This window comes from Hyphomonas sp. UBA4505 (genome assembly GCF_002388685.1).
In the GTDB taxonomy this organism is placed as follows: domain Bacteria; phylum Pseudomonadota; class Alphaproteobacteria; order Caulobacterales; family Hyphomonadaceae; genus Hyphomonas.
Genome location: NZ_DGMZ01000012.1, coordinates 715,320 through 721,444, shown reverse-complemented (window position 1 = coordinate 721,444; position 6,125 = coordinate 715,320). Strand labels below are relative to the sequence as shown.

Genomic DNA, 6,125 nt, shown 5'->3' with positions numbered 1-6,125 from the left:
TTTCCGTTACCATTGCCGTTTCCATTCTCGGCACCGTTTCCGTTACCATTGCCGTTTCCATTCTCGGCACCGTTTCCATTGCCATTCCCGTTCCCTTTATCAGCGCCATTTCCATTCAGGCTGGCATTCCGAGCATTGGTTGCGGCGGCGAAGGCTGCGGCTGCCGCGTTGGCATTCGGTCCGCCAGCGTGCTCGTCTGAACTCCCCTCAGAAGCGGTGTTCGCCACAGAGTTTCCGAGCCCCTGATTGCCATTCGACCGGTCTTGCGCGGCTTCGACGCCAGCTTCGACAGGCTCAAGCAGGTTTTCCGAGGCTTCTGCGTAATCGATTGGAGGTACATTCAAGCCTTCAACACCGTTGGATGCGTCCTTCGGACCACGCACGGTGATTTCGTCAGGCGCACTGCGAACGATGGACGCCGTTTCGCCGGGGTGTACGTCTACAGAGTTATCTGCGCCTTGCGAGCGCACTTCTACCAAGCCATTTGACACGTGTACCCTACCGGCTTCCGGGCTGGCTGAGACCGTGAAGACCGTACCCTTCACCACAGCTGCGATGAGCGCAGTGTCAACGCGAAAGTGTTTCGACTTGCGGCGATCGACTTCATATGCAGCTGAACCAGCATCCTGACGGATACGGGTCATTGCGTCGGAGTTTTCCGACAGGACCAGCCGGCTCTCGGAGGCGATATTGATGCGCTGGTCATTTCGTACGAGTGTGGCCGTGCCTGTCTTGCCGGTCGTGACCAATGTTCCGGTGGGAAGCTCCATGCCCGACCGCGCCTTGGCGATAGCCGTTCCAGGCACCATGACGCGAACGACACCATGACTTTCCGCGAGTTGCCAGGAGTCTGAATCCGCACACGCGAACTGAAAACTTGCCGCTAGGCACGCGCTGAGAATACTGGCAACCAGAAATCGAAACATCTTATATAAACCCCATATATATCAGGGTATTATTAGACATCACGGCTCTAAATACCGAGTTAATATGAAACGCAGGTATTTAAGATGGCATTCACAAATTCCGAATAGGAACGAGTCTCATACTCTAATAAATGGAACACGGTCTTGCGAGCTGCGCGCACGAAAAATCTTCGCTTTCGCCTGCTCGCAGTTGCGTCGATGATAACGGTATCATCTGTATTGGCCATTCCAGCACACGCGTTGTCGAGCTTGCTGCGGGGGCGTCTCGAAAGTCCGGAAAACGTTGCGCCATCATGTCAACTTGGCGACGAAGGATGCTTCACTCTTCTGGGTGTATCGGTCGTCGGTGCAGTAACGATTTCGCCTGAGCAACTGTCATTTTCTTACGACAAGCAGTTGGCCAAGCCGACTCAAATGTCAGATCTGGTGATCATCGCGGATCGTATTACCCAGGCCTACCGGGACGAAGGCTACTTCCTGTCGCAAGCGGTGGTTGACCGGCAGGCGCTCGAGTCGGGCATCGCCACGATCACGGTCATTGAAGGTCACATCTCACAGGTTGAGTTCGATGGCACACGTACTGACCTGGCGTCGCCCATCATGAAGGGCTTCACCGACGCACCGATTGCGCATCTCCCAGACCTTGACCGTCGACTGGCCCGGATCAAGGCGATCCGAGGCATGTCTGTCACCTCGCGTATCCGGCCCGACCCGGAGGATCCTTCCCGCCACGAATTGGTGCTGACGACAGATTTCGATCCGGTGGAAGGTTATGCAGGGCTGAGCAATCGGGGGTCTGAACGCGTTGGCCCATTGCAGGCATATGGAGGAGTGGCGTTCAACTCCGTCCTCGCAGATCGCGACCAATTCCGGCTGAACGTGTTCACAACGCCCGTTGACCCGGGCGAGTATGCCAGGGTGAGCGCCAATTATCGCTACTCGTTCCAGCCGGGCGACAGCCTGATTTTTGGGGCCGCAACGGCTTTGTCGCAGGACGGGCACAATCCGAACAGTCCCGAAATTGGCGGAGAGTCCCTGTCACTCTGGATGAAGTATGAGCGTCCCCTCATTCAGCGGCGGACGCACCGTTTGTATGCGAGCGTGCAATTCGACGCGGCACATTTGGAGAATGACTGGACGTCAGGGGGCGGGTATCGAGACGAATTGCGAGTTGCACGTGTGGCGCTTCGCGGTCTCCAGACGGATGATGGATCAAAAACCTACTTTTTCGTCGAACTCTCATCCGGGTTGGACATTCTCGGCGCGTCTGGCGAGTCCGTTGAGTTCCGATCCCGCTACGATGCAGATGCGAGTTTTACCAAGCTCTACGCAAAGACATCCTACTATCACGACATTGGGAAGTATTTTGGCATCTACGCTTTGCTGTGGGGGCAGGTTTCCGATGGGCCATTGTTGTCCGCAGAGGAATTCTCTGTGGGCGGACCGGTAATGGGACGCGGGTACGGCTATGGTGAAATATCCGGTGATGAGGGCATCGCTGGCCTGTTGGAATTGCGCGCAGGCTTTTCGCCTGAGAGCGATCTGATCTCGTTTGCGCAAGGCTATGTTTCATACGACGCTGCGATGGTCTGGAATGACACGCCGACCGGGGTCCGACAGAAGGACATGGAGTCAGCTGCGCTAGGATTGCGGATCAACATTCTTGACCGACTGTCGGCAGGAATCGAACTTGCCAAGCCTCTCACCCGTACGCCGTATGATGAAGACAACCGCGACTGGCAGCAGTTCTTCCAGATGTCGGTGACCTATTAGGCCAGCTGCCGGTCAACCCAGCACATAGTCGGCCTCAGCCACATAGCGGCTGGGTCCATCGCCCAAATGGCTCGAGTACAGATGGAAGCCCTCGGCCCAGAACACAGTGCTGCGATAGGCATGATGGCGTTCGACCCATGCCGCGGCTTCGTCGAGCAGAGTGCCGTGCAGGTAGGCGAGGGTAACGTGCGGCGTGAACGGGCGCCGGTCCGGCGCAAGGCCCAGGCGACGGGCGGCTCGTTCGCATTGCGCGGACAGCGCACGCAAGGCATCGCTCTCGCGCACTCGTGCCCAGACGGCGGAAGGTTCCCGCCGGCCGAACCATCCCATGCCTTCCAATGACACCTCGAACGGCGCACAGGATATCTCGGCAAGCAATTCGTCGAGGTCGCGAGCGTCGGCGTGTGAGACGTCTCCAAAGAAACGTAATGTAATATGAAAATTCCGGGGCGGTCGCCAACGGGCACCGGACAGGCCGGTTTGCGTCTGGATCAGGCCCGGATGAATTTCTTCCGGAACAGGGAGGGCGGCAAACAAGCGATACATGGACCGGTTGAACAGGTTTCCGAAGCAAAAGAAAACCCGGTACAGCGACCGGGTTTTCAGAAACTTTTGCTTTTCGCCCAGTTCAGCTGGCGAGTGCGTCCAGCTTACCGAAGTGTTCTGCCAACAAATAGTAGAACGTCACGCGTGACTTTGAGCCACCTTCGGCGCTCATCTGGTCGCAAACTGCCTTGATGGCTGCGTCCAGCTCGCCTTGAGTGTGCGGCAGACCCAGCTTGCCGCGGCACCACTTCTCGCGAATGCGATCAAGTTCAACAGAATCGCTGCAGGCGACAATGGAACTGTCCCGATTGCGCAAGGCAATCCCCAGTCGTCCCACGATCTTTTCTGCTGCGGCCTGATTGTAGCCTTTCGCATATTTCTTGATGTTTTCGGCATATTCAGATGCGTCTGCCATTTTTGTCCCCTTCATTCTTGGCGTCCCCACTGTTGGAATTACGCCAGAACACGAAAATTAACCTTGGGTAATTTCAAGTCAATCCATAAGACCTGTCTGATTGCAGCAGGAAAGGGCCTGATCCTTCTCCCAAATGAGCTTTCAGGACAACACATCGCGCCGGAGGTCAGGATTCATGGCAGGTTCTACTAATTCGACATAGGCTCAGATGCCTGATCGCCTGCGGGCATTGCGAACGGAGGCGGTCGCATTTACCGCTGGTTTAACTTGCTAAACTTAACTGTCAGCACCATATTCGAGATCAGTTTGGCGGGTGATAAATCCCCGCCTTTCAACCAGAAAGGGTATTGCACCTATGAATGACTTCAATCGTGCCTATTCGCCGGGGCCATCGGGCCAGACGATGGACATGTCGGTCAATGAAGGTCTGCGCAGCTTCATGCTGGGCGTCTACAACAAGATGGCGCTTGGCCTGCTGCTGACCGCAGCATTGGCTTATGCCTTTGGCGCGCTGGTGCCGGAAAGCGTCACACTGACCCTCCTGACCGGACCAATCGGTCTTGTCATCATGTTTGCTCCATTGGCGATCCTGCTTCTGTCAGGCTTCGTCATGAAGAACCCGTCGCCCACAGCGGCGAACCTTGTTTATTGGTCGGTCGTCTCCCTGATCGGTGTCGGCATGGGCGCCATCGTGTATGTCTATGCCCGCCAGCCGGACGGCATGCTGATCGTGTCGAAGGCCTTCCTGACAACGGCCATCGCGTTCGGTGGCCTGTCGCTCTACGGGTATACCACAAAGCGCGACATGTCCGGTTGGGGCGTTTTCCTGATCATGGGCGTCGTTGGCATCATCGTCGCGTCAATCCTGAACATGCTGATCTTCCAGTCGAGCATGATGCACATGGTGATCTCGGTGGTCGGCCTTTTGGTGTTTGCTGGCCTGACCGCATATGACACCCAGCGCCTGAAGAACATGTATTTCCAGATTGCCGGCAATGCCCGGGCCATGGCGGTTGCCACAACCTTTGGTGCGCTCAGTCTTTACCTGGACTTCGTGAACATGTTCCAGTTCCTGCTGGCCATCATGTCGGGTCGCGACTAGCGTCGCTGGTTTGATAAGAGTAGACAAAGCCCCGCTCGCAAGGCGGGGCTTTTTTATGTGCGGTAGGCGGGGGATGTCATCATGGCCATAGGTCCGACAATCGAGACCGAACGATTGCTCCTGCGTCCGCCTCGCGCAGAAGACATCCCCGCGTGGAACGCCTTTCATGCCGATGAAGACGTGATGCGCCATCTCGGCGGCGTTCAGGGGCCGGAGCTGACTTGGCGATCAATATGCACAATGACCGGTGCGTGGACGATTGAGGGCTTCTCCATGTTTTCTGTGATCGAGAAATCTACTGGAGAATGGGTGGGCCGGCTCGGCCCTTGGAGACCAAACGGCTGGCCGGGTACGGAGATCGGCTGGGGACTCGTGCGGTCGTCCTGGGGCAGGGGATACGCGACCGAAGGCGCGACGGCGGCAATGGACTATGCGGTGGATATTCTGGGCTGGAGTGAGGTGATCCATACGATCCTGCCAGAGAACGCAGCCTCTGTTCGCGTAGCCGAGCGTCTGGGTAGCCGCTTCATGAGAAAACGGGAAACGCCGCCGCCGTTTGAGGGCATGATGTGGGATGTCTACGGCCAGACGGCCGATGAATGGCGGGCCCGCCGCAACTGATAACGACCGATCAAGCCTGTGTGAGGTGTGCCGTTTACGCCTCGCCACTGATCCGGCATGCGGGTAAGGCTGGTGCACAGACTTCAGAGGAGACGCCCCATGATCCGTACGCTTACTCTTGCCTCCGTGCTTGCCATGCTGCCAGCGGCGGCGAACGCTCAGGATGCGGCCGATACAATCACAGCCTCCCCGGATACGGCCACCGAGATGCAAACACCTCAGATTGGTCTGGCGCTTGGTCAATCTGCGCCTTCGGTCAATCTGGTGAGACACACTGGAGAGGCGACGAGCCTGTCTGAACTCATGGGAGAGAAGGGGATTGCGGTCGCCTTCGTGCGTTCAGCGGACTGGTGCCCTTACTGCCAAAAACAGCTTAAGCAGATTGATGATATCTCGGCCAACCTCAACGACTTGGGCTGGCCCCTTGTCGCAATTTCGTATGACGATCCCGAGATTCTGTCGAAGTTTGTCCGCAAGAACAGTCTTGGATTTGAACTCCTGTCCGATCCCGGTTCGGAAGCTATTTCGGCGTTTAATTTGCTGAATGAAGAGATGAAGCCTGGCTCGCGCTATTTCGGCATTCCCCACCCTGCAATCATGTTTATCGGCACGGATGAGACGGTCCGGGCAGTATTGCGCGAGGAAGGTTACAAGGACCGCCCATCGCTCGACCTTATCCTGCAGATTGCTGAACAACTTTAGGCAACGGGGCTATTCACTCTGCTCGAAGGACATGTAGTCT

General features: G+C 56.8%; 7 protein-coding genes. 4 read left to right on the top strand and 3 right to left on the bottom strand.

What is annotated here, in order from left to right; all coding sequences use genetic code 11:
• A partial coding sequence (locus B3527_RS12570) for a FecR family protein (protein ID WP_290484151.1) occupies positions 1-926 on the bottom strand: 926 nt, incomplete at its 3' end.
• 198 nt (positions 927-1,124) lie between these two features.
• On the opposite strand from B3527_RS12570, the gene B3527_RS12565 reads away from it, so the two are divergent.
• Positions 1,125-2,699: a ShlB/FhaC/HecB family hemolysin secretion/activation protein gene (locus tag B3527_RS12565; protein WP_290480091.1), complete on the top strand. Its 1,575-nt coding sequence runs from the start codon at positions 1,125-1,127 to the stop codon at positions 2,697-2,699.
• 12 nt (positions 2,700-2,711) lie between these two features.
• Here B3527_RS12565 and thpR read toward each other — a convergent pair whose 3' ends face one another.
• Together thpR and B3527_RS12555 are read right to left on the bottom strand one after the other, a co-directional pair.
• On the bottom strand, positions 2,712-3,245 hold the full coding sequence (gene thpR, locus B3527_RS12560; RefSeq protein ID WP_290480090.1) for an RNA 2',3'-cyclic phosphodiesterase: 534 nt from the start codon (positions 3,243-3,245) through the stop codon (positions 2,712-2,714).
• Between the two features lie 82 nt (positions 3,246-3,327).
• A complete protein-coding gene (locus B3527_RS12555) occupies positions 3,328-3,660 on the bottom strand; it encodes a DUF2853 family protein (protein ID WP_206991514.1) in 333 nt (110 codons plus the stop codon).
• Between the two features lie 355 nt (positions 3,661-4,015).
• Here B3527_RS12555 and B3527_RS12550 point away from each other — a divergent pair, with 355 nt between their 5' ends.
• The 3 genes from B3527_RS12550 to B3527_RS12540 all read left to right on the top strand — a co-directional run bounded on the left by B3527_RS12550 (position 4,016) and on the right by B3527_RS12540 (position 6,085).
• The gene (locus B3527_RS12550) at positions 4,016-4,762 is read left to right on the top strand and encodes a Bax inhibitor-1/YccA family protein (RefSeq protein ID WP_206991513.1); all 747 of its coding nucleotides are present in this window, start codon (positions 4,016-4,018) and stop codon (positions 4,760-4,762) included.
• An 81-nt stretch (positions 4,763-4,843) separates the two neighbouring features.
• On the top strand, positions 4,844-5,383 hold the full coding sequence (locus tag B3527_RS12545; protein ID WP_290480089.1) for a GNAT family N-acetyltransferase: 540 nt from the start codon (positions 4,844-4,846) through the stop codon (positions 5,381-5,383).
• Positions 5,384-5,482: 99 nt separating this feature from the next.
• Positions 5,483-6,085 (top strand): peroxiredoxin family protein, encoded by a 603-nt coding sequence (locus B3527_RS12540; protein ID WP_290480088.1) that lies wholly within the window; start codon positions 5,483-5,485, stop codon positions 6,083-6,085.
• The last annotated feature ends 40 nt before the right edge of the window (positions 6,086-6,125 follow it).